2 protein-coding genes are annotated in these 1,309 nt (G+C 59.5%); both read left to right on the forward strand.

Annotation, left to right across the window (positions count from 1 at the left end; all coding sequences use genetic code 11):
• The first annotated feature begins 298 nt into the window (after window positions 1-298).
• Window positions 299-814: a MarR family winged helix-turn-helix transcriptional regulator gene (locus EOA29_RS36775; RefSeq protein ID WP_126094237.1), complete on the forward strand. Its 516-nt coding sequence runs from the start codon at window positions 299-301 to the stop codon at window positions 812-814.
• Window positions 815-1,170: 356 nt separating this feature from the next.
• Window positions 1,171-1,309 (forward strand): twin-arginine translocation signal domain-containing protein (locus EOA29_RS44135; protein ID WP_127222415.1); only part of this gene is annotated, 139 nt, incomplete at its 3' end.

Consider the following 1,309-nt stretch of genomic DNA (forward strand, 5'->3'; position numbering starts at 1 on the left):
GCAGCAGACAAAGACCTGAAGCGCGTCGCCTGAGTCCGCTTCAGCGCGACGCGCTTTAACTTGCCGGACGGCTCCGCAGCCCTAAATTCGAGTCGGCGCTTTGCCCAAAAACCGTTGGCTAAATCTTTAGGTTAATTGTTCTTGCTCGCGTGACCGTTCGTTAAGCCTCTTTCGAAACCTCTTACCGGTAAGCTCTTGTTAGCCCTGGCGTTTAAGTCGAATTTTATGAGTATTCGATAGTGTCGCGATCAAGGTGAAGAACAAAAAATCACCGGGCGACAAACGAGAGGCAAAGACAATGATCAATTCGCGTCCGGCGGCGAAGACCGCCAACGTATCCGACGACCGCCGCGAGGCGATCCGTTCGCTGTACATGGAATCGCTGCAGCTGGTGGAGCGTCTGCATCGCCGCCTGCTTGACGTGATCAAGGACGAGTTCGACCGCAACGGCCGCTCCGACATCAACGCCATCCAGGCGCTGCTGCTGTTCAACATCGGCAATTCGGAGCTGACCGCCGGCGAGCTGCGCTCGCGCGGTTATTATCTCGGTTCGAACGTCTCCTACAATCTGAAGAAGCTGGTCGACCTCGGCTTCATCAACCACCAGCGCTCGCGCATCGACCGCCGTTCGGTCCGCGTCTCGCTGACGCCGAAGGGCAACGACGTGGCCGACGTCGTCGCCGGTCTCTACGAGCGCCATGTCGGCTCGATCGAGGCGGTCGGCGGCATCAACACCGACGAGTTCAAGCAGATGAACCGCGCCCTGCAGCGGCTGGATCGCTTCTGGAACGATACGATCGCTTACCGCATGTAAGCCGCTTCCGGCGCTTGAGACATTGAAGTCGCGCCGAAGAAGCGAGGCCGGAGGGAACTGTCAGGGACCGGTGCCGAAAAGCACCGGTCCTTATCCTTTCATGATCCCGCCTTCTGCAAATCGCGGACCAAGGCCACGTTGCCGCCATAATCACGGTGAAAGCGAGAATACGGGTGATGCTGCGGGCCAATGACCTGCGCTCATGGGAACCGGCGCGGCGGCCGCGCGTTTCTGGCGGCCGGACAATGCGGGACATGGTTGGCTAATTGTTAAGATTGCCAACCTTAGAGTGCGGGCAACCCGCCGGTAGAGCGAACTGAGCGAGATTTGATACAGCTAGAATGTCTGGAACGTCCATGAGAACCAGCCGCCGTTTCTTCCTGACCGGTGCCTCCGCGCTCGCCGCCGCTGTTGTCGCCGGCCATGCCAGCGCGCAGGATGTGGTCGGGGATATCCTGAAATCCTCGGCCCGCGGCAACTGGGACGACCAGTTCG

It is taken from the genome of Mesorhizobium sp. M1E.F.Ca.ET.063.01.1.1 (genome assembly GCF_003998155.1).
Classification (GTDB): Bacteria; Pseudomonadota; Alphaproteobacteria; order Rhizobiales; family Rhizobiaceae; genus Mesorhizobium.

What these genes read in the sequence shown, in the direction of transcription:
- EOA29_RS36775 (WP_126094237.1), top strand. Translation starts at nt 299, where the DNA reads ATGATCAATTCGCGTCCGGCGGCGAAGACCGCCAACGTATCCGACGAC.